Below are 22,635 nucleotides of genomic sequence, written 5' to 3' on the forward strand. Positions count from 1 at the left end.
CCCTTGACCGTGGTGTAGCAAGGCGGTGAGGGCACTAGACGACGTCATAGAGGGATGCAGCCATGCCGACTCCGAACCTTCCGCCCGGATTCGATTTCACCGATCCAGATATCTACGCCGAACGCCTGCCGGTCGACGAACTCGCCGAGCTACGGAAGGTGGCGCCGATCTGGTGGAACGAACAGACGAAAGGAAACCTGGCCTTCGGGGACGACGGTTTCTGGGTGGTCACCAAGCACAAGGACGTCAAGGAGATCTCGCGACGCAGCGACGTCTTCTCCAGTAACAAGAAGACCGCGCTTCCCCGCTATCGTGACGAGGCCGATCCCGAATCGCTCGAGGGCGGCAAGGTTGTCCTGCTCAATCAGGACGCCCCGCACCATACGCATCTGCGCAAAATCGTCTCGCGTGCGTTCACCCCGCGCGCGGTCGAATCCCTGCGCGCCGAACTTCGCGAGCGCGCGGCCAAGATCGTCAAGGCGGCCGCCGCCGAGGGCTCCGGCGACTTCGTCGAGCAGGTATCGGCCGAGCTTCCACTGCAGGCGATCGCGGGGCTGATGGGTGTGCCGCAGGAAGATCGGATGAAGCTGTTCCATTGGTCGAATCAGATGGTGGGCGATCAGGATCCGGAGTACACCCGCAACGACCCCACCGCCGCTTCGGTAGAGCTGATCATGTACGGCATGCAGATGGCCGCGGAGCGCAGCAAGAACCCGGGCGAGGATCTGGTCACCAAGCTCGTGCAGGCCGACGTCGAGGGGCACAAACTCACGGACGACGAGTTCGGCTTCTTCGTCATCCTGCTGGCGGTGGCGGGCAACGAGACGACGCGGAACTCGATCACCCAAGGCATGATGGCGTTCACCGAATTCCCCGACCAGTGGGAGCTTTTCAAGCGGGAACGACCCGTCACCGCCGCCGACGAGATCGTGCGCTGGGCCACCCCAGTGACGTCGTTTCAGCGCACCGCGCTCGAGGACACCGAGCTGTCCGGTGTGAGGATCAAGAAGGGCGACCGGGTTGTCATGTTCTACCGGTCGGCCAATTTCGACGAAGAGGTCTTCGACGACCCCTACACCTTCAACATCCTGCGAGATCCCAACCCGCACGTGGGATTCGGCGGTACGGGTGCGCACTACTGCATCGGTGCGAACCTGGCCCGTATGACGATCGACCTCATCTTCAACGCGATCGCCGACGAGATGCCGAACCTGCGGCCGCTGAGCCCACCCGAACGGCTCCGGTCCGGCTGGCTCAACGGCATCAAACACTGGCAAGTCGACTACGTCGGCGCGGACACGGCCGTCAGTGGTCGGGCGCCGGTCGGCGCCCGTAGCGAGCCCGCGCCGTGACGCCGTCCCCCGATCGGTGGACACACCTTTCCACCGGGGAAGGGTCCGATCGGCGGACGCGCCGGGTCGCAGCGCATCGATACCGTCAGTTCGGCACCTGAAAGAGACGGGTGTCTGGTTCCACCCGGACGGGATCGACTACCAAGCCGGGTCTTGTTCGCAAGACCGGACCGTGAGTTGTCCATCGGGGGCATGCCTTACCCCACGGTCTGTCCCGTCCGGGCCCCACTGCGTATCAGTAGTCGATGATCGAGCGCCAGTACTCCTCCGGTATCTCGCCGTTCGACTTCAGCACCAGGGCCAGACCGGTCGCCATCGCGATGCCGAGCAGGCCCAGCCATAACCCGAAGACGCCGATGGCGATCCAGAGCGCGGTGGTGACGGCAGGCCACGGCGACAGCATCACCAGCACGGGCGCGAAGAAGAAGCCGGCACCGATGTACCACGCCGACCCGGCGCGGTCGGAGATCAGCACGAAACGCAGCCACCGCGGGATGGGCGTCGTCGCGGGTAGCGCTGCCATGATTGCCTCCTTCTGTTCGATGGCACTGACAACGCTGCTCTCCTGAGGTAACCGGCGCAATTACCTACCAGGTAGTGGCCCGGGCGCGTGGGGGCGGCCACACTGGCCACCATGACCTCCGCGGCTGTGCAGACCCAGACGTTCGGTGCGCTGTTGAAGCAGTGGCGTGGTCGCCGTCGGCTCAGCCAGCTTGATCTCGCCGTCGCCGCCGATGTGTCGCCCCGGCACGTCAGCTTCATCGAGACCGGACGATCCACGCCGAGCCGGACGATGGTGCTGCGGCTGGCCGAGGTGCTCGACGTGCCGCGTCGTGAGCAGAACCAGCTGTTGATGGCGGCAGGTTTGGCGCCGGTGCACCCCGAGCGGTCCCTCGATGACCCGGACATGGCCGCAGTCCGGGCCGGTATCGATCGAGTCCTGTTCGCCTACAACCCTTTTCCGTGTGTCGTGGTGGACCGCCGATGGCAGATCGTGCGGGCCAACGAGGGTGCCGGCGTGCTGATGGACGGTGTCGCACCAGAACTGCTCGAACGACCGAACGCACTGCGCATCGCCTTGCATCCCGACGGCCTGGCGCCGAGGATCAGAAACCTCGCGCAGTGGCGGCATCACCTCATCGAGCGCCTTCGGCGTGAGGTCGCGGTCAGCGGCTCCGATGAGCTGTCGTCGCTCTTGGCTGAAATCGACTCCTACCCCGGCGGTTCCGACGGCTCATCGGAGCTGGGCAGCGTGGCGGTACCGCTCGAGCTCGCCACACCCGACGGGCGCCTGTTGAGCTTCCTGTCCACCGTGACGACGTTCGGCACCGCGCTCGACCTCACCGCCGCCGAGCTCTCGATCGAGGCGTTCCTGCCCGCTGACGACGCCACCGCCGCCGCTTTGCGGTGAGAACCGGCGATTATCGGATCCTGGAGGGCATCTCGATCGCCGCGTTCATCGGCGCGACCAACCGGATCGGCATCGCGCTGTCGGTCCCGCCCATTTCCGGGTACACGGGTATCCCCGGCCGCCGAGGGCCGGAACACGCCGGACCGGTAGTCGACCGAACCGCGCATATGCGGCCGCAAACACCAATAGAGTCTGGCGTCATGGACATCCGACTCGTTGCGGCGGCCGCGGTCATTCTCGGTGCCGGGGTCGCGGGCTGCTCCACACCGCCCGCGGCACTCGGTGGGACGACCGCGAAGGTAACCATCAACGGCGAGAGCACAGGTGGACCGCACGCCGTGTCGTGCACCCAGTCCGGGTGGCTGTGGACGATCGAGACCCCCGATGAGAACAAAGGCTTCACGGCCAGCGTCGGCACCGGAGACAAGGTCACCGTCGAATCGGTGACCTTCCACGACTTCGGCGGCTTCACCGGCAACTTCTGGCAGGGGAACATCGGCGAGGCCGAGGTCGAGGGTGACGGCGGCACGTTCACCATCACCGGGTCGGCGGATGGTTCGTTCACCGACAACCCGAGTAACGCGGTGACGGCCACCTTCCGCATCGAAGCCAACTGCTGAGGGTCTGCGTCGTGCATGAATTTCGTCGGGCGGTCGAGTCCGGGGATCTCGACGCCGTCATCGCGCTGTGCCGCGACGACATCGTGTTCCGCAGCCCCGTCGTCTTCACGCCATACGAGGGGCGCGATGCGCTGCGAACGATCCTCGCGGCGGTGATGGAGGTCTTCGAGGATTTCCGTTACGTCCGTGAGATCGGAGCGGCCGACGCCCGGGACCACGCGCTGGTGTTCCAGGCGAAAGTCGGCGACAAGGACATCGAAGGCTGCGATTTCGTTCGAACCGATGAGGATGGGGCCATCAGCGAGCTCACCGTGATGGTGCGCCCGTTGTCGGCGACCCTGAGCCTGGCCGAGACGATGAAGGAGCGGTTGGCGGGAGCCTGATCCACTGGTCTGACCACTTGACCTCTGTCCGGTCCGGTGGCACGCTGGCCACATGGCCCTGCAACCGGTTAATCGGCGCTCCGTGCCCGAGGACGTGTTCGAACAGATCGTTTGAGGTGCTCAGCGGGCAGATGCAACCCGGCGAGTCCCTGCCCAGCGAGCGCAGGCTGGCCGAGGTCCTCGGCGTCTCCCGGCCCGCCGTTCGGGAGGCGCTCAAGCGACTCACCGCAGCAGGCCTGGTCGAGGTGCGGCAGGGTGACGCAACCACCGTGCGCGACTTTCGGCGCCACGCGGGTCTGGATCTTCTTCCGCGGCTGCTCATTCGAGCCGGCGAACTCGACCTGTCCGTCGTCAGGAGCATCCTGGAGACGCGGTTGCACAACGGGCCCAAGGTCGCCGAACTGGCCGCCGAACGCAGCGGTCCCGCTCTGGCTGAAGCGCTCGATCAGACACTGCGAGATCTGGACACCGAGGACGATCCCGTCGCGCAGCAACGCCATGCCCTGGCCTTCTGGGACCACATCGTCGACGGGGCCGACTCGATCGCGTTCCGGCTGATGTACAACACGCTGCGAGCCACCTACGAACCCGCGCTTCCCGCCCTGGCCACCGTGATGGCCGCAGAGGTCGGAAGGCCACACGCATACCGCGAGTTGGCCGACGCGATCACCGCACACGATCCGTCGCGCGCCCGGCGGGCCGCCCAGGACCTCCTCGAACCGGCGACCGCTGCGCTACTGGACGCTCTCGACAATCTGAAGGATCAACGATGACCACGACCGCACGGCGCGCACGCAAGGACTTCACGCTCACCGATGCGCTGCGCCAATTCTGGAAACACCCCTCCCCCTGGATGATCGGCGCCACCCTCGTCGCCGCGGTGATAGCCCGTATCGCTGTCGGCGACTGGCAGCTCACCGATGCGATGGTGCCGGTGGTGATGCTCGCGTTGTTTCCGTTCTTCGAGTGGATCATCCACGTCTTCGTTCTGCACTGGAAGCCGAAACGGCTGGGCTCGTTGACGGTCGACCCGCTGCTGGCGCGAGAGCACCGCGCGCACCACAGCGATCCGCGCGACGTTCCGTTGATCTTCATCCCGTGGAAGTCGTTGGCCACGTGGGTGTTGCCGTTGACGGTCGCGGTCGGACTCTTGGCGTTCCCGCGGTTGGGTATGGGGCTGACATACCTCGTCTGTATCGGAACTCTCGGGCTGGTCTACGAGTGGACGCACTACCTGATCCACAGCGACTACAAACCGAAAACCGCTCTGTATCGCGCGATCTGGCGCAACCACCGGCATCATCACTTCAAGAACGAGCACTACTGGTTCACCGTGACCAGTTCGGGAACTGCCGACAGGGTGCTCGGCACCTGTCCCGACCCGGCCGCGGTGCAGAACTCACCGACCGTGAAGAACCTGCATGCCGATGCGCAATTGGTCGGTGCGCCCGGCGATTAAGCCTGGACGATGACCGGGTCGCCGATGCTCACCATGTCGTAGTACCACGCCGCGTTGTCCGGACTGAGATTGATGCAGCCGTGGCTCACGTTCTCGTACCCCTGCGATCCCGTCGACCAGGGTGCCGAGTGCACGTACACGCCGCCCCAGTTGATGCGGACGGCGTAGTAGACGGTGAGCTTGTAGCCTTCGGGATCGTCCAGCGGAATGCCGATGGTGCGGGAATCCATGATCACCGGGCTCTGCTTCTCGAGCACCGTGAACGATCCCTTGGGTGTCGCGAAGCCCGGCTTGCCCATCGATGCGGGCATCTCACGCATGGTTTCGCCGTCGACGCTGACGGTGAAGGTATGGGCGTCGATGTCGGCGACCGCGAGCACCTCCGAGCCGGTCTGGAAGTTGGCCTTGGCATCGCCCGCCATCACGGTGATGGTGGAATGTGCCGGAAAGAACTTCTCTGGAGTCCACTGCAGCACACGGTCATCGGGCCAGGCGAAGGTTCCCTGCTGGGTTCCGAGCGGCATCGTCGGCGCGGAGACACCGAACGTGCGCTCAGCGGCCGCCCGGTCGGCGATGGGCTGCTTGAACGTCACCGTGATCGGGTGCGCCACACCGACCGTCTGGCCGGCAGGCTGAATGCTGGCTACTGCGTTCGGTGTTGCGATGCCCGCTGAACTAGTCGGGGCGGAGACCACGGCGAGCACCGCGAGGCTCGCCACCGCGAGCATATTTCGTAGCTTCAGCACACTTTTATCCTAATTCGTCTCGTGGAGTTCCCCGGGCAATCGCAAGGCGGGCTCGCGCGCGCATGTCGCAGCACGGGCGGATACCCACTCCCCACGCTTATCGAACGCGCTGCTCAGAACGTTTCATACCGGATCGGCCTCGGACGAGGTCGTGATTCGGTTGGCGGCTGGCAAATCCCCGCCGAAGACGGGTTCAGTGCCCCCAGCACACCATCGGTTCGCGGTTCGGCAACCGGGTCGGGCCATCCTGATCGCTGCGATAGCCGTTATGCGGGTGGCGTCCCGGATTGTCGGGTAGACCCTCGGCGAGTCACCCGGGCGGCAGCGGTGCGGGTTCCGGGGCCGGGGGTGCGACGTCCACGGGCGGCGCAGCGGCGACCGCCTCGGGCGGTGGCGGAGGCAGCGGCGCCCTCGGCGGTGGAGCCAACGCGGGATCGACGGGCGGAGGTGCCGGTGCCTGTTGGAGCGCGGGGTCGTTGTCGCCGACGTCGGAGAACCGGTCCCTGATCCGCTGCAACCAGCCTCGGCGCTCGGGCACCGGAGTGGGCTCGGCAGGCACCAGACCGGGCGCCATCGATTCCGGCGGCAGCGCCGGCGCTCCCGGCGCCGGCGCTCCCGGCGCCGGCGCGACGGGCGCCGGTGCGACGGGCGCTTCAGGTGGCGGTGCGGCGGGCAGCGGATCCTCCACCGCTGCGGGGACGTCGACGACGGCCACGGGCGGTTCCTCCGGCGGCACCGGAATCGCGGCCGGCGGCGGCGCGGGTGGTGCCGCGGGCACAGGCGTAACGGCCGGGCGGGGCGCGGGCGCTGCCGCGATGTCGGGCGACGATTTCGCGGCCGGGTTCGGCTCGGCGGGCGTGGTGTCCTTGCCCGGCGCCAGTTGCATGCTGATCGCCGCCGAGACCGATACGACGAATGTGACCGTCCCCGCGGCCAGCATGGCCAGCGGCCCGGTATGTGCGGGCTGTCGTCGAGGCCGCCTGCCTGCGCGCTCGAGCGGCTGCTCGGTCTCGAACGCCGGCGGACCGCTGTCGGCCGCCGCGAGCGCAGCGCCGCGCGCCAAGGCCAACTCGGCTTCGGCGGGCGCGAACACCGGCACCGACAACACGGTCTCCAGCCGGGGCATGATCGCGTCCAGATCCGCGCCCGACCCCACCAGCACCAACGCCTCGGGCCGCCAGTCGACCCGGGTGAACACCGTGTTCAACCAGCGGATCAACGATTCTTCGCTGTCGATCGAGTGGCTGACCGCGGTCTGCACGGCCCCCTCGCGGGTGTTGACGACCAGCGCAATGACCGCGTCGTACTCGATCACGCACACCGCGGTGACCTCGTTGCCGATCAACTCGGCCACACCCCACGCCAAGGCCTCCGACGCGTCAGGCAGTTGCACCGCCACCGCGTTGTCGAACCCGCATTCGCGCAGCGATCGAAGGAGCAGCGACGCTTCGGCTTGGGCGTCGTCGCTCCACGTCACACCGATGGTGTGCAACCGGTGACCGCGGCTGGCGGCAAGCGCTTCGGTGCGCAGCACCGCGGCTGCGGCCTCATCGGAAGCGTGTCGCGGAGACGACCGGCGGGTCGGCAGGATCTCAATGGCTTCGCGGTCGACGGTTGCGCCGTCGGCTCCCTGCCCTTCGACGAGGACAAGACCGACGGCCGACGGTGTCACCGACAAGCCGAGTACGGCGTCCACTCATACCCCTTCGGACGTCCACTTACCGGGGTGACCGTAACAGCACGGCGCAGCGCCGGCTCCCCGGGGAGTGGCCGCTGCGGTGAAAGCTGCTGCCACAGGCCAGAATCGAAATGTGCTGTGCCGCTGAACCTCCTGCAAAAGAAGGCCGAACAGCTTTGCCGGGTCGATTGTTCGCTATCGGGCGCGGCGCACGCGTCGCCGTGGCAATGTGAAGACCCATGGCAGGAGTCCAGCAGGCGCAGGGCGGGCCCAGCGGTCGCACGGTACTCGGTCACCCGATCGGCTTGGCGAACCTGTTCGGAGTGGAGCTGTGGGAGCGGTTCTCCTTCTACGGGATGCTGACGATCCTTGGCTACTACCTCTATTACTCGGTGACCGAGGGCGGCCTCGGGCTCCCGCAGAGCACCGCCACCGGCATCGTCGGCGCGTACGGCGGACTGGTCTACCTGTCGACCGTGCTCGGCGGTTGGATCGCTGACCGGGTCCTGGGCATGGAGCGCACCGTCTTCCACGGCGGCGTCGTGGTGATGTTCGGTCACATCGCCCTGGCCGTCATCCCCGACCTGGCGGGTGTGACCGTCGGGCTGGTGCTCGTCGCTCTCGGTTCGGGGGCGCTGAAGGCCAACGCGTCGTCCCTACTCGGCACGCTCTACGCCAAGGGTGACCCGCGCTGCGACGGCGGATTCACGTTGTTCTATCTCGGTATCAACCTCGGCGCCTTCGTCGGTCCGCTCATCACCGGGTTGCTGCAGACCCACGTCGGCTTCCACTACGGATTCGGCGCCGCCGCGATCGGAATGGCCTTGGGCCTGGCACAGTACGTCGTCTTCCGTCGAAATCTTGGCGACCACGGCCGTCACATACCGAATCCCCTGCCGCGCAGCGCAATCGGTCGGCTGGCGGCCATCGCGCTGGCGGGAGCGGTGGTCATCTGGGTGGTGTTCGCGACGGGCTTGGTGACGCTGGCGAACCTGTCACATGTCACGACTGGCATCCTGGTCGCGGCGTCGGTGACTTATTTCGCCGTGATGCTGAGAAGCGCCAACGTCACGACCGTCGAACGCGTCAGGGTGCGCGCGTTCATCCCGCTGTTCGTGGCGAACGCCGTGTTCTGGTCGCTGTTCCAGCAGATCTTCACCGTGCTCGCCGTGTACTCCGACGAGCGAATGAACTGGTCTATCTTCGGATGGACCGCGCCGTCGAACTGGATCGGTTCCATCGAACCGGTGTGGATCATCACGCTGTCACCGCTGTTCGCGGCGATGTGGACCAGGCTCGGCGACCGCGCCCCGACCACCCCGCGCAAGTTCGCGTACGGCGTGATCGGAATGGGCGTGGCGTTCCTGCTGTTTCTGCCGATGGCGGGCACGACCGGCCGCGCGGTGCCCGCGCTGTACATCGTCGGTGTGATGGCGGTGTTCGCGATCAGCGAGCTGATGCTGTCACCGATCGGATTGTCGGCGACCACAAAGCTTGCGCCCGAGGCGTTCCGGGCCCAGATGATGGCGCTGTACTTCTTCTCGGTCGGTATCGGCACGGCGATGTCCGGTGTGTTGGCCGGTTACTACAAGGCGACGCACGAGTTCGCTTACTTCGGGATCATCGGTGCGGTCGCGGTAGCCGCCGGTGTGGTGGTGTTCGCGCTCGCGCCGTGGATCAGCCGCCATATGGAGGGGGTTCATTGATCGCGGCGTCCCCGCACGCCTAGCCGGCCAGAATCTCCTGCAACAGGGCGGGTTCGATGTTGCCGCCGGAGAGGACGACGACCGTTCGGCCCGCCGGGCTCGGCCCTTTACGGTAGGCGGCCAGCGCGACCGCCCCGCTCGGTTCGCTCACCAGGTGTGCACGTTGAGCGAGTTCGCGTACCGCCGAACGAATTTCGTCTTCGGTCACGGTGACGACGTCATCGAGCACCCGTTGCAGGTGGGCGAACGTCAATTCGGAAGGTTGCGAGCGTAACCCGTCGGCGATGGTGCGGTTGCGGTCCTCGATGGACCAGTCGACGCGATGTCCGACGCTCAGGCTCTGGGCGGTGTCGGCGGCCAGTTCCGGTTCGACCCCGATCGCCTTGGCATTCGGGCACATCGCCTTGATCGCCGTCCCGATCCCCGAGGCGAGGCCGCCGCCGCTGACGGGTATCAGGACGGTGTCGACGCTCGGCAGATCCTCGGCGATCTCCAGCCCGATCGTGCCCTGGCCGGCGATGATGTCGGGGTGGTCGAACGGCGGTATCAGGACACCGCCGGTCTCCTCGACGACCTCGGCGGCGACCCGTTCCCGTTGTCCCGCACCGCACAACACCACCGTCGCCCCATGGCTTCGAGTGGCCGCCACCTTCACATCCGGTGTCTCCTGCGGCATCACGATGTGGGCGGGTATCGCGTACACCGCCGCCGCGTAGGCCACCGCCTGCGCGTGGTTCCCGCTCGAATATGCCACCACTCCCCTGGTGCGTACGGATTCGTCGAGGTGGCCGATCGCATTGAACGCACCCCGCACCTTGAAAGCCCCGATCGACTGCAGGCTCTCGGGCTTGACCCACAACGGCCGATCGTCGTCACCGGCCCACGGGGCGGGAAGCAGCGGTGTGCGCAGCACGAAGGCCCGGATCCGCGCGGCCGCCTGTTCGATGTCGTCGAGCGTCACCAATTCCACCCCACCAGTGTGCACCGCAGGGAATCCGGAGAGACAATGGCGATATGGCTGGAACCTTGTTCTTCGACGGCAACTGCGGGATGTGCACCCGCGCCGTCTACTTCATCCTGAAGATGAACCGAACGGGTGGTCTGCGAACCGCGCCGCTGCAGGGCGAGGGCGTCGCCGAGCGATTGGGCATCCCCCAGTCACAGATCCTCGACGCCGCGCGGTGGCACGACCGGTCCGGCGATGTGTACGACGGCGCACAGGCGGTGAACGCCGCGGTGGCGGCCGCGTTGGGAACCCGGATCCCGCTTCTCGTGTACCGGATCCCGGGGATCCGTGCGTTGCAGGACGCGGTGTACCGGTATGTCGCCAGTCATCGCCACCGCTTCCCGGGTACGACGCCGTACTGCGAATCGCATCCTGTCGGCTGTTGACGCCGATGCGGCCGCCTCGGCTGCGTTGCACCGCGGCCGCGGGTTCCTCGAGGCCGGCCGGCTCACCGCGGTCGGATTCAAGCACGACCGATGGCTTGACACGCTGCTCCTTCAGCGAAGCCTCCTCGCCTGAGGGAGACTTCGGCCGCCTCCGGATGTTTTTCGGCAAGTTGGGTACTCCCTAGCCGATTGGGCCACGGTCGAGGAGGCTGCCGATGAGTTCTGGGGTGCAAACCGGCACGATCACCACGCAGGTTCCGAGCCGGTTGGATCGGTTGCCGTGGTCGCGATTCCACTGGCGCGTCGTCATCGGACTCGGTGCGGTGTGGATCCTCGACGGCCTCGAGGTCACCATGGTCGGCAACGTCGCCTCTCGGTTGACCGAGAGCGGCAGCGGGATCGAGTTGACCGCAGGTGAAATCGGTATCGCCGCCGCGATTTACATCACCGGCGCATGCCTGGGTGCGCTGTTCTTCGGGCAGCTCACCGACCGGCTCGGCCGCAAGAAGCTGTTCCTGCTCACCCTCGCGGTCTACCTCGCCGCCACGGTGGCAACGGCTTTCGCGTTCGCGCCGTGGTACTTCTACATAGCGCGGTTCTTCACCGGCGCGGGTATCGGCGGTGAATACGCCGCGATCAACTCCGCAATCGACGAGTTGATCCCCGCGCGTGTCCGTGGCCGCGTCGACCTGATCATCAACGGTTCCTACTGGCTGGGCGCCGCCGGCGGTGCGGCAGGCGCACTGGTGCTGTTGAACACCGCGATCTTCCCGGCCGACATCGGTTGGCGCATCGCGTTCGGTATCGGCGCCGTCTTTGGCCTCGTGATTCTCGTCGTGCGGCGAAACGTCCCGGAAAGCCCGCGGTGGTTGTTCATTCACGGTCGCGAGGACGAAGCCGAACGCATCGTCGGCGAGATCGAGCGCGAGGTCGAACGCGAGACTGGGCAGACCCTCGAGGAACCCGAGGGCACGCTGACCGTGCGTCAGCGCAAGGCGATTCCCTTCCGGGAGATTGCCCACGTGGCCTTCACGAAGTATCCCCGCCGGGCCGTGCTCGGCCTCGCGCTGTTCATCGGGCAGGCGTTCCTCTACAACGCGTTCACGTTCAACCTGGGCACCCTGCTGAGTGGTTTCTACGATGTTGCGTCGGGCACCGTCCCGATCTTTTACGCGCTCTGGGCGTTGAGCAACTTCGCCGGCCCGATCCTGCTCGGCCGGTTCTTCGACACGATCGGCCGAAAACCGATGATCGCGTTCGCATATCTGGGTTCGGCGAGCGTGGCTGTGGCGCTGACCGTGCTGTTCGTGTCTCAGACGGGCGGGGTGTGGGTCTTCATGACCGTGCTCGGTGTGTGCTTCTTCCTCGCCTCATCGGGAGCCAGCGCCGCATATCTCACCGTCAGTGAGATTTTCCCCATGGAGACGCGGGCTTTGGCGATCGCGTTCTTCTACGCGGTCGGCACGGCCATCGGCGGTATCACCGGACCGCTACTGTTCGGCCAACTGATCGAATCCGGCGATCGCGGGCTCGTCGCGGTCAGCTTCCTGATCGGGGCGGCGGTGATGGCCGTCGGGGGCGTCGTCGAGCTGATATTCGGTGTGAAGGCCGAAGGTCAGAAACTCGAAGACCTCGCCATGCCGCTGACGACCGCCGACGAAGACGAGGAGAGGTCCGAAGCGCCTTCGGAGCGTGACGAGGAACGCGCGGCCCGCCAGGCGCGCATCGCCGAGCGCACCGAACGTGAGCGGGCAGCCAGCCAGGCGCGGCGCTACCGGCCCGGCCCGGCGGCGGGCTGGTATGGGGCATGGCGTGAGCCGCCGACGCCCGGTGTGCCCGAGTCGGCGCTCGACCACGAGATCGAAACCATCGCGCGCGCGGTGAGCGAGCACGAACCGATGTCCGTGCGTGAACTGCACAGGGCGGTCGGTGCGCGGTATTGGGGACCCGGCGAGTTCCGCAAGGCGATGCGGGCGGCGTTGGCGGAGAACCGAATCGCCCGACATCCCCGTGGCAAGGTCGGTATGCCACCGGAAACATCACAGCAATGACTTTGGGCTGCAGCATATTCGGGCACAATCCGACGTTCCGCGCTGATGGCCGCATCATGCGGTGGAAGTGCGAGCGGTGTGGTGAGGCGCAGGGCGCCAAGGAATACGCCACCGCCGAAGACGCGCACAGATACGCCAAAGCGTTCAACAAACGCGATACCGACGACCTCGGGAAGCGCGCGCCACTACTCGGCCTGCTGCCGTTGCGGCTGTGGCGGGCACTGCGTCGGCGTTAGCTCTTGGTCAGGGTGAACTGACAGACGTCGGTGTAGCCCTCGCGGAACAGGTCGGCGCAGCCGGTCAGGTACTTCATGTACCGGTCGTACACCTCTTCGGACTGAATCGCGATCGCCTCGTCCTTGTGGGCCTCGAGCGCGGCGCTCCAGTGGTCCAACGTGCGGGCGTAGTGCAACCGCAACGGCTGGACCAGGCCCACCTTGAATCCCGCTTGGGTCGCGTGCCTCTTGACCGCGACGGGCTGGGGCAGATCCCCGCCGGGGAAGATCTCGTCCATGATGAATTTGAAGAACCGGAGCTTGGTCATGGTCAGCGGCAGACCGCGCTCCGCGAACTCCTCATCGTCGGGCTTGACGATGGTGTGCAGCATCATCACTCCGTCGGCGGGCAGCGCGTCGTACGCCATCTTGAAGAACTCGGGGTAGCGGTCGCGGCCGAAGTGCTCGAACGCGCCGATCGACACGATGCGATCGACCGGTTCGTGGAACTGCTCCCAACCCTGGAGCAGGACCCGCTTGCTGCGGGGACTGTCGATGCCGTCGAGCACCTTCTGCACGTGGGCCTGCTGGTTCTTGCTCAGCGTCAGGCCCACCACGTTGACGTCGTAGCGCTCCAACGCCCGTTTGATCGTCCCGCCCCAACCGCATCCGATGTCGAGCAGCGTCATACCCGGTTGCAGGCCGAGCTTGCCCAGCGAAAGATCGATCTTGGCGAGCTGGGCTTCCTCGAGGGTCATGTCGTCGCGCTCGAAAAAGGCACAACTGTAGGTCTGTGTCGGGTCCAGGAACAGCCGGTAGAACTCGTCGGACAAGTCGTAGTGCGACTGCACATCCTCGAAATGCGGTGTGAGGTCCTGGGCGGTATCGGTGGATTTTTCTGGCACGGTCAGCCCCTGGCGTCGAATTGGGTCAGGTCGAAGCTCCGCACGGTTCGAGAGCCTCCCCCGTCGCAGGCAGTTTACGCACAGCACCTGGATGCAGCCGTCATTGCCCTGGTCAAGCGTGTGTATCGCCGCATGGCTGTCGTCCGCACTAAAGTTGGACCCCATACGGGTAACCCTCAACGAGAACGGAGACCGATCATGAGCACACCTGACGGCCTCGCGTTCGGCGATGCCATTCCCGAAGCCGACGTGGCGGACCAGCGCACCCCGGTGTACCCCGACGACCAGGACACCTGGCAGGACGCCTCGGCGATCTCCCGCGAACGCACGTGGGACGCCAACGAAGCTGATCTGGTCGATCAGGCGATCGAGGTGCCGATCCCCGACGACGACCTGCCGCTGGAATAACCCACCGCGTCGCGCCTCGTCGCGAGATCCGCTGCCCCGCTCGCCTGCGGGTAGTAAGCATGACGCCATGGATCTACGTCCGGAATTGCTCGAAAGCCTCGACTTCGATCCCAACGCCTCGCGTGTCTTCGGCGAGCCCTACGAGACAGCCGACGGCACCACCGTCCTCCCCGTCGCTGAAGTCCGCGGCCGAGCCAGGCGCGGCGGTGAGCCGAACGTCAAGGTGACGAGCAGGCCGGCCGGTGTGTTCGTCATCAAGGACGGCGATGCGGTATGGCGACCAGCGGTCGACGCGACCCGCATCACGCTGGCCGGAATCCTGGTCGGGCTGGTGACCTCAGCGCTCGCCGGGGTGGCGATGGTGCGACGCCCGCCCTGGCCCGACCTGTACGGCGACATCTCGTCGCGATGAGGCGGTGCACGGCGACGGTCAGTTCTGCCGTGGGAGCAGCTCAACGACGAACTGGTCGACGAATTCGGCCATCGCGATGCGCCCCGCTGGACGGATGACGAATTTGGTCAGGCCGGCGTCCAGGTAGGCGTCGAGTTGCCGGTGCAGCTGCGGCCAACCGTCGGCGATCAGCTCGGAGGGGTCGACATCGGGCCGGCGCCGGCTGATCGCCGCCAGCATCTGCGGCGACGCTGCGCCGTCGGCGACGGCCAGGTTGATGCCGAAGTGGTCCGGCTCGACCTCTCGCCCGGCATCCTCGGCCGCGCGCTGGATCGCCTGTCGGGCTCGACGCGCCTCGGCGGGAGTGACGAAGCTGCCGAGCCAACCGTCGCCCAGGCGGCCGATACGCCGGAACGCGGCGGGGGCCGACCCGCCCAGCCAGATGTCGAGCGGCTTGACGGGCCGGGGTGCCACCGCCGCCGACGAGACCGTGTAGTAGTCGCCGTCGAACGAGACGTCGTCGTGTTCGAGCACCGCACGAAGCAGCCGCAGCGCCTCGTCGAACACCGCGGCGCGCGCCCCGTCGGGCACCACGAAGATCTCGCGTTCTGCGGCGATGGCGGACCGCAACCCGAAGACCGGGAGCACCCGTTTGGGCGCTAACGCCGCGAGTGAGGCCAGCTGCTTGGCGACGAGCACCGGGTGCCGTCCCGGTAGCACCGCGACCGACGTACCGACCTTCAAGCTGCGGGTGCGCGCCAGAGCGAAAGCCATTCCGACGAACGGATCGACGGCCTCGGAGTACACGAGTTCGGAAAACCACAGCGAGTCGACGCCGGTGTCTTCCAGCTGGTCGACGATGTCCGGCAGCTGTTGCGGCCCGATGTCGGCGCCGAGCCCGATCCCGAATCGAATTTTCACGTCGCCGACATCGTACTTGCGCGTGCTTTCGGGGCGGCGTCGGTGCACGGGGCGCTAGGGTTCTCGAAAACGCTTGCCAGAGAGCGAGGAAACGGTGGACGGAGCGGTGACGGTGTCGATGGCGGCGCCGGCGGAGCGGATCTGGGACCTGATCGCCGACGTGCGAAACACCGGCAAATTCTCCCCCGAAGTCATGGAGGCCGAGTGGCTCGGTGGTGCCACCGGTCCCGCGCTGGGGGCCCGGTTCCGGGGCCACGTCAAACGTAACGAGATCGGGCCCGTCTACTGGACGACGTGTGAGGTGACGGCCTGCGAACCGAACCGGGAATTCGGCTTCGCGGTGCTCATTGGAGACAAGCCCGTGAACAACTGGCACTACCGGCTCACCCCCGTCGACGGCGGTACTGAGGTCACCGAGTCTTTCCGGCTCAACGACTCGCTGCTGATGAAGCTGTTCTCGGTGTTCGGAGGCCAGCTTCGGCGCAGGCGCAACATCCGCGACATGCGCAAGACGCTCGAGCGCATCAAGGCGGTGGTCGAGGCGCCCGAGGGTAGCTGAGCAGGAAACGTTGTCCGCCAGCGGATTACAGGCTGCGCAGGCGCCGGACGCGATCGCTGATCGCCCGCTGCGAGACGCCGGCGTTTCTGGCCAGGGCCTCGAACGCGTGGGGGCAACCCGGGTACACATGCAGTTCGGTGGGCACTCCGGCGTCGGCCAGTCGGGTCGCATAGGCGACGTCTTCCTTCCGGAAGATGTCGAGATCGCCCACGTCGATGTAGGTGTCGGGAAGTGCGCTCAGGTCCGTGGCTCGGGCAGGTGCCGCGTACGGCGACACGGAGGCCGATCCGGCGTCCTCACCCAACAGTGCGCCCCACCCGGTGGCGTTGTCGTCGTACGTCCACGTCAGGTACGGCAGCAGGCCGGGATCCGGTGTCCCGGGGCGGTCGTCGAGCATCGGATAGATCAGTAGCTGCTGTGCGACTGCCGGGCCGCCGCGGTCGCGCGCCAGCAGGCACACACCCGCGGCGAGGCCGCCGCCCGCGCTGTCGCCCATGACCGCGACCCGGTCGGGTTCGATGCCGAGCGTCGAAGCGTTGCCGGCCAGCCAGCACAGTGCCTCATAGCAGTCCTCGGCCGGTACGGGGTGCGGGTGTTCGGGAGCGACCCGGTAGTCGACCATCAGCATCGGCACCCCGGAGGCTGCTACGTAGTCCCGCACTGCGAGGTCGTAGAGGCTTCCGACGTGTTCAAGGCCGAAAATCATTCCGCCGCCGTGCAGGTACAGCGCGGCGCTGCCCGGCTGCTCCCCCGCCCGCTGATACCAGCCGAGCGCCAGCGTTGCCCCGTCATCGGTAGTCAGCGAGTGCCGCGTGACCTCCACGCCGGTGGCGGGCCCCCGTTGGCCCGCGACGGTGTCGAACATCCGGTGACCGTTGACGCGCCGTAAGTCGACATCGCCGACAGGGGCGGGGTCGACGTCGCCGACCGCGGCAAGCAGCGGTGCCATCTCCTCCAGCACTTGGGCGTCGATACCGAGGGGCATGCGGGCACACTATCGCGGCCCAGCGTGGTCGCGATGTGAGTTCGACGCATTGACTTTGCCTCGGACGTGATGTCGCTGCGGCATTGATTCCCTTGTGCTGCTTGACTTCTGGGAACCAACTGTCGGTTTGGCGAGGCGTACTCGAACCGCGTGAGACAGGATCTGCTCGCAGATGCGGACTTTGACGGTGTGGTCAATCCGCCCCGGTGGGGCCGGCGCATTTGGTAGAACAATGCCAGTTGCGCCGCGAGCCGAGGAGCCTGCAATGGGTCAGTGGTCACGTGAGGAGATCGACGAGGCGTTTCACGCCTATCAGGACGCGGTCGTCGACATCGGCAAGACGTGGGACTGGTCGAGCTATGCCGATCACTTCACCGAGGACGCGACCTACGTCGAACATGCCCTCGGCAACATGGCGGGCAGGGAGACCATCCGTGACTGGATCGTCTCGACGATGAACATGTTCCCCGGCAGCGAGATGCCCTTTTATCCGGTCGAGTGGTACTCGATCGACGTCGACAAGGGCTGGGTGATCAACCGCAACGTCAACACGATGAAGGATCCCGGCGACGGCAGCGTGCACGGCACCCCCGTGATCACCGTTCTCAGGTACGCCGGCGACGGGAAGTGGAGCTACGAAGAGGACGCCTACAACCCGATGAACTTCCTGGTGATGGTGCAGGGCTACATCCAGCGCTGTCACGAACTGGGCACCATCTCCGACGACGCCCGCGTGTTCGCCAAGAACATGAACTGGCAGTTGTCATAATCCATTTGGCCACGTGTTCGGGATTCGGCTTCTGCGGTCAATAATCGGCCTACCCTCGGGCGGGTGGACACCGCGACACCGCCCACCTTCGGCGCGCACATGATCAGGGTCAACGGCACACCTCCGCCCGAGGTGCCGTTGTCCGAGGTCGACCTGGGTTCCTGGAAGTTCTGGGTGCAACCCGACGACTTCCGTGACGGCGCATTCGCCACGCTGCGCCGCGAAGCGCCGGTCTCGTTTCACGCACCGCTGGAAACCCCCGGTGTGGCCGAAGGTCCCGGCCACTGGGCGATCACCAAGTTCGACGACGTCTGGTACGCCAGCAGACATCCGCATATCTTCAGCTCGAGTCCGAGCGTCACCATCAACGACGCGAACCCGGAATTGTCCGAGTACTTCGGCTCCATGATCGTGACCGACGACCCACGACACCTGCGGCTGCGCAACATCGTCAGCCGGGCCTTCACCCCCAGGGTGGTCGCACTCACCGAGGCCTCGGTCAGAGATCGCGCCCGGCGCCTCGTCGAAGAGATGATCGCCGAACATCCCGACGGACACGGGGAGGTCGTCGCGGAGTTGGCCGGACCACTGCCGCTGCAGGTGATCTGCGACATGATGGGCATCCCCGGGGACGACCATCAGCAGATCTTCCACTGGACCAACGTGATCCTCGGCTTCGGGGACAAAGACATCGCGCAGGACTACGAGGAGTTCGTCAAGGTCGCGATGGACATCGGCGCCTACGCGACCGCACACGCCGAAGACCGGCGCGCCCACCCCCAGGAGGATCTGACGACCGCGCTGGTCGAGGCCGAAGTCGACGGAGAACGTCTGACATCGGCCGAGATCGCGTCGTTCTTCATCCTGTTGGTGGTGGCAGGCAACGAGACCACCCGCAACGCGATCAGCCACGGCGTGCTCGCGCTCACCCGCTATCCGCGCGAACGCGAGCGGTGGTGGGCGAACTACGAGACCGTTGCCCCCACCGCCGTCGAGGAGATCGTCCGGTGGGCGTTCCCGGTGAACTACATGCGCCGCACCTTGACCGAAGACTGCGAACTCAGCGGCGTCACGATGTCTGCCGGAGACAAGGCCACGCTCTGGTACTGCTCGGCGAACCGCGACGAAGACAAGTTCGCCGACCCCTGGACGTTCGACGTGACACGAAGCCCCAATCCGCACGCCGGATTCGGCGGCGGTGGAGCGCATTTCTGTCTGGGCGCCAACCTAGCCCGGCGCGAGATCAGCGTCGTCTTCGAGGAACTGCACCGGCAGATACCCGACATCGCCGCCACCGAGGAACCGGCGCGGTTACTGTCGCCGTTCATCCACGGGATCAAGCGACTGCCGGTGTCCTGGACACCGCCTCGCTGAGCTCGTCACGACTGGGTCGCGCCGCAGGCGGTGACATGGTTCGCAGCCCGGTTGGCCGATCACTTGTGTCGTCAGGCGTTCCATGGGTAACCAACGGCCATGCATCCCGAACACTTTCGTACCCTGCTGACTTCGAACGGCCCGTATGCGTCGGTGTACTTCGACGATTCCCACAACACCGCCGACGCGGCGGCCCAGATGGACCTGAAGTGGCGCGCGCTGCGTGAGCAGCTCGAGGAGCAGGGCGCCGATCCGGCGGTGACAGAGAGCATCGAGCAGGCCATCACGGATGCGGCTCCTCCGGTCGGGCCCAGTGGTCGCGCGGTCGTGGCCAGCGCCGACGGTGTCCTGGTCAACGAACACCTCATTCGGCCCATCGAGCCTGTCGTCCGGGTGTCGGCACTGCCCTACATCGTCCCGGTCGTCGAGCACGGCCTCGACCGACCGACGTACGCCGTGGTGATCGTGGACTACGAGGGCGGCGACATCACGCTGTACCGCGAGGGCACCGCGGTCTCGGACACCGTCGACGGGGATGCCTACCCCGTGCACAAGGCTTCGGGCGCCGACACCCCGGGATATGGCGATCCGCAGCGGACCAGCGATGAGGCGCGCCAACAGAACATCCGGGCGGTCGCAAGCCAGCTGACCACGCTGGTCGACGACGCCAAACCCGAAGTCGTATTCGTCGTCGGCGAGGTTCAGTCGCGCACCGACCTGATTGGGGAACTACCCGAGCGAGTCGCTTCGCTGGTGGTCGACGTGGGCGTCGGGGCGCGGCACAGCGGGTTCGACGACGCCGACCTGCAGCACGAGATCGACCAGGAGTTTCAGCGTCGCCGCGTGGCGGCGATCGACGAGGCCGCACAACGCTTCACCGCCGAGCTCGGGCGCGGCGAGGGCATGGCGACCGAAGGGCTGGACGGCGTGACGGCGGCCTTGCGGGCGGGCGCCGTCGACACCCTGATCATCGGAGACGTCGGCGACGCGACCGTCGTGGCCGGCGATGACCTGGCCACGATCGCGCCGAACGCCAACGTCCTCTCCGAGCTGGGCAAGGCCCCGAGCCAGACCCTGCGGGCCGACGAGGCGCTGCCGATGGCGGCGATCAACACCGGAGCCGCGTTGATCCGCACCGACGAGCGCATCGATCCGGCCGACGGCGTCGCCGCGATCTTGCGCTACGCGCTGCCCCGCTGACGCCGGGCGCGGCTCAGCGGGCGCCGACGATATTGGCCAGCGCGGCGATCGGTGTGTCGTCGAGATGCTGGCAGAGTTCCAGCGCGTGCCCGAAAACCCGCTGTGCTCCGGCCTTTTCGAGCTCACTGCGGGAGACTCCCCCGCTGAGCACCGCGATGCTGTCGACACCTGCGCGTTTACAGGCTTCAACATCCCAGATGGTGTCGCCGACGAAGACGGCATGCGAGGCCGTCACCCCTGCGCGTTCGAGAGCGACCTCGACGATGTCGGGCTCGGGTTTGGCGGTGTCCACATCCTCCGAGGAAGTCACCGCGTACACCAGGTGGTCGCTATCGAGCACCTCGCGCAGCACCGACAGCTCCTCTTCCGGTGCCGAGGTCGCCAACACAACCCGGATGTCGAGCTTGTGCACCGCTTCGAGCAGTCCGCGTGCGCCCGGCAGTTGCCTCAGGTGCGGCGCCAACTCCTTGTAGTAGCGCGAATGCAAATCCTTGGCCTGGCTACGGGTCTCCTCGTCAGCCTCTGCTCCCAGCGTGTTGACCAGTGTCGTGCCATCCATCCCGATGGAGCGGTGGATGCGCCAGGCCTCGACCGGGTGACCGGCCTCCTCAAATGCCCGGTACCAGGCATGAACGTGCAGGTAGTTCGAGTCGATCAGCGTCCCGTCGATATCGAAGAGGACGGCCGATGCGGTCTTGGCTTGCTCGGTCACGAGCGGTGGTGCTGCTCGGGGGCCCGGTTCGGCTCGGCACGCGTGGTTCGATCGTCTCGCACGCCATCGGTTTTGGTGGTCGACGGATCGGCGACCGAGTCGGACGTTCGCGTCTGCGGGTCCAGGGCGTCGGCGCGGGCGCGTTGTTCATCGAGTTCGTCGCGCTTGGTGTTGACCGCGTTGCGGTGCGTGTGGGCAGCATCCTGCAGCCGGGCCGCCTCGGCGGCTTTCGCCTCTGCTTCGGCTTGTGCGGCACGGGCGCGAGCCTCGGTTTCCTGCGCGACGGTCTCGCGCTTGCGGAGATGATGCGACTCTTCGTCGACCTCCGTGCGGAGCCGATCGGCTTCCATGCGGCGGCGCTTGTTGCGCGCGTTGCGCGCCAGGAGCGCCACCGCCACGATCGCGGCGATCAGAACGATGGCGACGATGATCCACACGATGGCGTTGTTATCCATGTCGGCTCCTCTGGTCTGTCGAGCCGGCTCGTTGACGAACCCGCTAATTCTGCGTGTGCCCGGGCAGCCATCCGGCTAAACGGCCGATGGTCAGACAGTTAGGGGCGGCCGCCATAGGGACAGCGCTCGCTGAGTCGATGGCGGCTCGCCCGCAGCTGTCTGGCAGGGATTTCGGCCCCCCGGCCGACGGAATTACCCGCTTGAGCAACCAAAAGCGTTGTTGCGGAGCGGAGCTCAGGATTCCCGTTGTTGGGCGATGCTAGAGCGTCGCGGTCAACGGTCCGGACGGCTCGCAGACCGGCTCGGGCGGATTGCCCGAGGTGGAGCAACCCCGACCCGTCGCCACGTACGTCGCGCCCGGTTGATACGGCGAGTAGTACGCCCGCGCTGTCAACAGCCCGTTGTTCTGCACACAGTTCTCCGGCCCCGCGTTGCCCTGGAGTTCGACGCAGGCGATCGACTGATACGGGGTGCCGCCGTCGCAGTTCGACGGCGACATCGTCACCGCCACCATGTCCGTTCCTGATACGTGCACGACGTGCGGGGCGGAGAGGGTGAAGGAGCAGGGCGGCTCGTCCGGGTCCGCGGCTGCCGTCGCGGTGACCGACGCACAGCTCAGCGCGACGGTGAAGACCCCGACCATCAGCGACCTGATCATCTCCGGATCGTAGGCCAAGGCCACACGTGCGCGTGCCCCCTTTCGGCGACCGTGCACCATCCCTGTTACGCGAGCGTGCGGGTCTGCTGACGACACGCCGCGTTAGATCCGCACTTTGCGCACCGTCGCGGGTCAACGAGCGTTCGGTACTCGGCGACGAGGCGATCGACCGCTGTGCGCAGGACACCCGAGAGCGGGCCGTAGAAATCGGCGATCTGCACGACGCGCATGCGCTGAATGTGACCGTGGGCTGTGTGCTGGCGTTGACGAGTCGGTGGCGGGCAG

Annotated in this window: 26 protein-coding genes and 1 pseudogene; 16 read left to right on the forward strand and 11 right to left on the reverse strand. The window is 66.5% G+C overall.

Translation table 11 applies throughout. The features are described from left to right. Nucleotides 1–62 precede the first annotated feature (62 nt). Nucleotides 63–1,352 (forward strand): cytochrome P450, encoded by a 1,290-nt coding sequence (locus CEX87_RS21790; RefSeq protein WP_064418642.1) that lies wholly within the window; start codon nt 63–65, stop codon nt 1,350–1,352. A gap of 235 nt (nt 1,353–1,587) precedes the next feature. On the opposite strand, the gene CEX87_RS21795 is transcribed toward CEX87_RS21790, so the two are convergent. Then, a complete protein-coding gene (locus CEX87_RS21795; protein ID WP_064418641.1) occupies nt 1,588–1,875 on the reverse strand; it encodes a hypothetical protein in 288 nt (95 codons plus the stop codon). 111 nt (nt 1,876–1,986) lie between these two features. Here CEX87_RS21795 and CEX87_RS21800 point away from each other — a divergent pair, with 111 nt between their 5' ends. From CEX87_RS21800 to CEX87_RS21820, 5 genes and pseudogenes are all read left to right on the forward strand, one after another. Further along, nucleotides 1,987–2,763, forward strand: a complete 777-nt coding sequence (locus CEX87_RS21800; RefSeq protein WP_064427751.1) for a helix-turn-helix transcriptional regulator — start codon at nt 1,987–1,989, stop codon at nt 2,761–2,763. 200 nt (nt 2,764–2,963) lie between these two features. Then, a complete protein-coding gene (locus tag CEX87_RS21805) occupies nt 2,964–3,383 on the forward strand; it encodes a lipoprotein LpqH (protein WP_064425708.1) in 420 nt (139 codons plus the stop codon). A gap of 11 nt (nt 3,384–3,394) precedes the next feature. Continuing rightward, complete coding sequence (locus CEX87_RS21810) at nt 3,395–3,766, forward strand: nuclear transport factor 2 family protein (RefSeq protein WP_064418638.1); 372 nt, start codon at nt 3,395–3,397, stop codon at nt 3,764–3,766. Between the two features lie 52 nt (nt 3,767–3,818). Beyond that, nucleotides 3,819–4,539, forward strand: a pseudogene (locus CEX87_RS21815) (FadR/GntR family transcriptional regulator). Continuing rightward, entirely contained in the window at nt 4,536–5,225 is a 690-nt protein-coding gene (locus CEX87_RS21820; protein ID WP_064393776.1) for a sterol desaturase family protein, read from the forward strand. Before CEX87_RS21815 ends, CEX87_RS21820 begins: the two are co-directional and overlap by 4 nt. Here the strand turns inward: CEX87_RS21820 and CEX87_RS21825 are convergent. Both CEX87_RS21825 and CEX87_RS21830 read right to left on the reverse strand, forming a co-directional pair. After that, complete coding sequence (locus CEX87_RS21825; RefSeq protein ID WP_068201664.1) at nt 5,222–5,953, reverse strand: L,D-transpeptidase; 732 nt, start codon at nt 5,951–5,953, stop codon at nt 5,222–5,224. The genes CEX87_RS21820 and CEX87_RS21825 overlap by 4 nt on opposite strands. A 328-nt stretch (nt 5,954–6,281) precedes the next feature. Further along, nucleotides 6,282–7,667, reverse strand: a complete 1,386-nt coding sequence (locus tag CEX87_RS21830) for a DUF7159 family protein (RefSeq protein ID WP_082962259.1) — start codon at nt 7,665–7,667, stop codon at nt 6,282–6,284. 221 nt (nt 7,668–7,888) lie between these two features. Between CEX87_RS21830 and CEX87_RS21835 the strand changes: the two genes are divergently transcribed. After that, nucleotides 7,889–9,355, forward strand: a complete 1,467-nt coding sequence (locus CEX87_RS21835) for a peptide MFS transporter (protein WP_068201666.1) — start codon at nt 7,889–7,891, stop codon at nt 9,353–9,355. A 19-nt stretch (nt 9,356–9,374) separates the two neighbouring features. Here the strand turns inward: CEX87_RS21835 and CEX87_RS21840 are convergent, their stop codons facing one another. Next, entirely contained in the window at nt 9,375–10,325 is a 951-nt protein-coding gene (locus tag CEX87_RS21840) for a threonine ammonia-lyase (protein ID WP_068201668.1), read from the reverse strand. A gap of 44 nt (nt 10,326–10,369) precedes the next feature. On the opposite strand from CEX87_RS21840, the gene CEX87_RS21845 reads away from it, so the two are divergent. The 3 genes from CEX87_RS21845 to CEX87_RS21860 all read left to right on the forward strand — a co-directional run bounded on the left by CEX87_RS21845 (nt 10,370) and on the right by CEX87_RS21860 (nt 13,034). Then, a complete protein-coding gene (locus tag CEX87_RS21845) occupies nt 10,370–10,747 on the forward strand; it encodes a thiol-disulfide oxidoreductase DCC family protein (protein WP_064418632.1) in 378 nt (125 codons plus the stop codon). 215 nt (nt 10,748–10,962) lie between these two features. Continuing rightward, nucleotides 10,963–12,798: an MFS transporter gene (locus CEX87_RS21855; protein ID WP_068201670.1), complete on the forward strand. Its 1,836-nt coding sequence runs from the start codon at nt 10,963–10,965 to the stop codon at nt 12,796–12,798. Continuing rightward, nucleotides 12,795–13,034: a DUF1660 family phage protein gene (locus tag CEX87_RS21860; protein ID WP_064418630.1), complete on the forward strand. Its 240-nt coding sequence runs from the start codon at nt 12,795–12,797 to the stop codon at nt 13,032–13,034. Before CEX87_RS21855 ends, CEX87_RS21860 begins: the two co-directional genes overlap by 4 nt. On the opposite strand, the gene CEX87_RS21865 is transcribed toward CEX87_RS21860, so the two are convergent. Next, complete coding sequence (locus CEX87_RS21865; RefSeq protein WP_064393768.1) at nt 13,031–13,918, reverse strand: cyclopropane mycolic acid synthase family methyltransferase; 888 nt, start codon at nt 13,916–13,918, stop codon at nt 13,031–13,033. The two genes, CEX87_RS21860 and CEX87_RS21865, sit on opposite strands and share 4 nt — an antisense overlap. Nucleotides 13,919–14,116: 198 nt before the next feature. On the opposite strand from CEX87_RS21865, the gene CEX87_RS21870 reads away from it, so the two are divergent. Further along, nucleotides 14,117–14,326: a hypothetical protein gene (locus CEX87_RS21870; RefSeq protein ID WP_064418629.1), complete on the forward strand. Its 210-nt coding sequence runs from the start codon at nt 14,117–14,119 to the stop codon at nt 14,324–14,326. Nucleotides 14,327–14,393: 67 nt separating this feature from the next. Beyond that, a complete protein-coding gene (locus CEX87_RS21875) occupies nt 14,394–14,738 on the forward strand; it encodes a hypothetical protein (RefSeq protein ID WP_064393766.1) in 345 nt (114 codons plus the stop codon). An 18-nt stretch (nt 14,739–14,756) separates the two neighbouring features. Here the strand turns inward: CEX87_RS21875 and CEX87_RS21880 are convergent, their stop codons facing one another. Beyond that, nucleotides 14,757–15,638, reverse strand: a complete 882-nt coding sequence (locus CEX87_RS21880; protein ID WP_064394152.1) for a TIGR03854 family LLM class F420-dependent oxidoreductase — start codon at nt 15,636–15,638, stop codon at nt 14,757–14,759. A gap of 118 nt (nt 15,639–15,756) precedes the next feature. On the opposite strand from CEX87_RS21880, the gene CEX87_RS21885 reads away from it, so the two are divergent. Beyond that, nucleotides 15,757–16,197, forward strand: a complete 441-nt coding sequence (locus tag CEX87_RS21885) for an SRPBCC family protein (protein ID WP_369816266.1) — start codon at nt 15,757–15,759, stop codon at nt 16,195–16,197. Between the two features lie 25 nt (nt 16,198–16,222). Here CEX87_RS21885 and CEX87_RS21890 read toward each other — a convergent pair whose 3' ends face one another. Next, a complete protein-coding gene (locus CEX87_RS21890) occupies nt 16,223–17,182 on the reverse strand; it encodes an alpha/beta hydrolase (protein WP_064418627.1) in 960 nt (319 codons plus the stop codon). Nucleotides 17,183–17,447: 265 nt separating this feature from the next. Between CEX87_RS21890 and CEX87_RS21895 the strand changes: the two genes are divergently transcribed. The 3 genes from CEX87_RS21895 to CEX87_RS21905 all read left to right on the forward strand — a co-directional run bounded on the left by CEX87_RS21895 (nt 17,448) and on the right by CEX87_RS21905 (nt 20,525). Continuing rightward, nucleotides 17,448–17,951, forward strand: coding sequence for a Cif family virulence factor (locus CEX87_RS21895; protein ID WP_068201671.1), 504 nt, complete (start codon nt 17,448–17,450; stop codon nt 17,949–17,951). A gap of 99 nt (nt 17,952–18,050) precedes the next feature. Then, complete coding sequence (locus CEX87_RS21900) at nt 18,051–19,325, forward strand: cytochrome P450 (protein ID WP_094289114.1); 1,275 nt, start codon at nt 18,051–18,053, stop codon at nt 19,323–19,325. A gap of 99 nt (nt 19,326–19,424) precedes the next feature. Next, nucleotides 19,425–20,525 carry an Rv2629 family ribosome hibernation factor gene (locus CEX87_RS21905; RefSeq protein ID WP_068201673.1) on the forward strand — a complete coding sequence of 367 codons (1,101 nt, stop codon included), beginning with the start codon at nt 19,425–19,427 and terminating at the stop codon, nt 20,523–20,525. Between the two features lie 13 nt (nt 20,526–20,538). Here CEX87_RS21905 and CEX87_RS21910 read toward each other — a convergent pair whose 3' ends face one another. The 4 genes from CEX87_RS21910 to CEX87_RS27260 form a co-directional block, all read right to left on the reverse strand. After that, nucleotides 20,539–21,237 carry an HAD family hydrolase gene (locus CEX87_RS21910; protein ID WP_068201676.1) on the reverse strand — a complete coding sequence of 233 codons (699 nt, stop codon included), beginning with the start codon at nt 21,235–21,237 and terminating at the stop codon, nt 20,539–20,541. Next, entirely contained in the window at nt 21,234–21,692 is a 459-nt protein-coding gene (locus CEX87_RS21915) for a hypothetical protein (protein WP_068201678.1), read from the reverse strand. The genes CEX87_RS21910 and CEX87_RS21915 overlap by 4 nt, the downstream gene beginning before the upstream one ends. Before the next feature lie 259 nt (nt 21,693–21,951). Then, entirely contained in the window at nt 21,952–22,350 is a 399-nt protein-coding gene (locus CEX87_RS21920; protein WP_064394150.1) for a hypothetical protein, read from the reverse strand. 65 nt (nt 22,351–22,415) lie between these two features. After that, the gene (locus tag CEX87_RS27260) at nt 22,416–22,580 is read right to left on the reverse strand and encodes a hypothetical protein (RefSeq protein ID WP_156617011.1); all 165 of its coding nucleotides are present in this window, start codon (nt 22,578–22,580) and stop codon (nt 22,416–22,418) included. Nucleotides 22,581–22,635: the final 55 nt, after the last annotated feature.

Origin of the sequence: Mycobacterium lehmannii, assembly GCF_002245535.1 — a bacterium.
In the GTDB taxonomy this organism is placed as follows: Bacteria; Actinomycetota; Actinomycetes; order Mycobacteriales; family Mycobacteriaceae; genus Mycobacterium; species Mycobacterium lehmannii.

What these genes read in the sequence shown, in the direction of transcription:
- CEX87_RS21805 (WP_064425708.1), top strand. Translation starts at nt 2,964, where the DNA reads ATGGACATCCGACTCGTTGCGGCGGCCGCGGTCATTCTCGGTGCCGGG.
- CEX87_RS21855 (WP_068201670.1), top strand. Translation starts at nt 10,963, where the DNA reads ATGAGTTCTGGGGTGCAAACCGGCACGATCACCACGCAGGTTCCGAGC.
- CEX87_RS21875 (WP_064393766.1), top strand. Translation starts at nt 14,394, where the DNA reads ATGGATCTACGTCCGGAATTGCTCGAAAGCCTCGACTTCGATCCCAAC.
- CEX87_RS27260 (WP_156617011.1), bottom strand. Translation starts at nt 22,580, where the DNA reads ATGCGCGTCGTGCAGATCGCCGATTTCTACGGCCCGCTCTCGGGTGTC.
- CEX87_RS21795 (WP_064418641.1), bottom strand. Translation starts at nt 1,875, where the DNA reads ATGGCAGCGCTACCCGCGACGACGCCCATCCCGCGGTGGCTGCGTTTC.
- CEX87_RS21905 (WP_068201673.1), top strand. Translation starts at nt 19,425, where the DNA reads ATGCATCCCGAACACTTTCGTACCCTGCTGACTTCGAACGGCCCGTAT.
- CEX87_RS21800 (WP_064427751.1), top strand. Translation starts at nt 1,987, where the DNA reads ATGACCTCCGCGGCTGTGCAGACCCAGACGTTCGGTGCGCTGTTGAAG.
- CEX87_RS21790 (WP_064418642.1), top strand. Translation starts at nt 63, where the DNA reads ATGCCGACTCCGAACCTTCCGCCCGGATTCGATTTCACCGATCCAGAT.
- CEX87_RS21825 (WP_068201664.1), bottom strand. Translation starts at nt 5,953, where the DNA reads ATGCTCGCGGTGGCGAGCCTCGCGGTGCTCGCCGTGGTCTCCGCCCCG.
- CEX87_RS21895 (WP_068201671.1), top strand. Translation starts at nt 17,448, where the DNA reads ATGGGTCAGTGGTCACGTGAGGAGATCGACGAGGCGTTTCACGCCTAT.
- CEX87_RS21915 (WP_068201678.1), bottom strand. Translation starts at nt 21,692, where the DNA reads ATGGATAACAACGCCATCGTGTGGATCATCGTCGCCATCGTTCTGATC.
- CEX87_RS21885 (WP_369816266.1), top strand. Translation starts at nt 15,757, where the DNA reads ATGGCGGCGCCGGCGGAGCGGATCTGGGACCTGATCGCCGACGTGCGA.
- CEX87_RS21845 (WP_064418632.1), top strand. Translation starts at nt 10,370, where the DNA reads ATGGCTGGAACCTTGTTCTTCGACGGCAACTGCGGGATGTGCACCCGC.
- CEX87_RS21920 (WP_064394150.1), bottom strand. Translation starts at nt 22,350, where the DNA reads ATGATCAGGTCGCTGATGGTCGGGGTCTTCACCGTCGCGCTGAGCTGT.
- CEX87_RS21820 (WP_064393776.1), top strand. Translation starts at nt 4,536, where the DNA reads ATGACCACGACCGCACGGCGCGCACGCAAGGACTTCACGCTCACCGAT.
- CEX87_RS21835 (WP_068201666.1), top strand. Translation starts at nt 7,889, where the DNA reads ATGGCAGGAGTCCAGCAGGCGCAGGGCGGGCCCAGCGGTCGCACGGTA.
- CEX87_RS21890 (WP_064418627.1), bottom strand. Translation starts at nt 17,182, where the DNA reads ATGCCCCTCGGTATCGACGCCCAAGTGCTGGAGGAGATGGCACCGCTG.
- CEX87_RS21900 (WP_094289114.1), top strand. Translation starts at nt 18,051, where the DNA reads ATGATCAGGGTCAACGGCACACCTCCGCCCGAGGTGCCGTTGTCCGAG.
- CEX87_RS21870 (WP_064418629.1), top strand. Translation starts at nt 14,117, where the DNA reads ATGAGCACACCTGACGGCCTCGCGTTCGGCGATGCCATTCCCGAAGCC.
- CEX87_RS21860 (WP_064418630.1), top strand. Translation starts at nt 12,795, where the DNA reads ATGACTTTGGGCTGCAGCATATTCGGGCACAATCCGACGTTCCGCGCT.